Raw genomic sequence first — 607 nt, 5'->3', positions numbered from 1 at the left:
GTTAACAGGTTGGTCATCGCAACTTCGCCACCATCACTGTTGGGCTCACCGTATTCGATGTAGCTTTTGGAGAGTTCAATACCATGTTCTTTCAATGCGGCTTGGTAACCTTGCAAGCGTTCATCGGTATCTTCGATATCGTGGGATGAGGCAATGCAAGCGATTTTGCGATGCCCGTGACGAATCAAATATTCTGTCGCGAGGAATGCTCCTTTGCGGTTATCAAGGGAAATACAGCGTTCGGCCAGCTCTGGGATATGACGATTGATAAGCACCATACCTTTCACTTCTTGGGCATAGCCAATTAGCTCCTCATCAGATAAGCCTTTCGAGTCGATGACTATTGCAGCGCACCGGCCGTTCATCAGCAACTCTAGGGCTTGACGCTCATCTTCTGGATTATGGTAACCGTTGCCAATCAAGATATGTTTGCCATTTTCGCGCGCGACATTGTCGACGGATTTGACCAGCGTGCCGAAGAAAGGATCGGACACATCACTCACCAACACACCCATGGTATTTGTGCTTTGACTCACCAGTGCGCGAGCTGCGGCATTGGGTCTGTAACCCAATTTGCTCATTGCTTTGGTGACCGACTCTACCGATG

1 protein-coding gene is annotated in these 607 nt (G+C 49.3%); it reads right to left on the bottom strand.

All coding sequences use genetic code 11. From position 1 onward, the window contains the following. Nucleotides 1-607, bottom strand: a 607-nt coding sequence (locus tag R7190_RS28790; protein ID WP_318138053.1) for a substrate-binding domain-containing protein, incomplete at both ends; no start/stop codon positions are given.

This window comes from Vibrio sp. 1078-1 (assembly GCF_033340475.1).
This window is presented reverse-complemented; position numbering and strand designations above follow the sequence as displayed.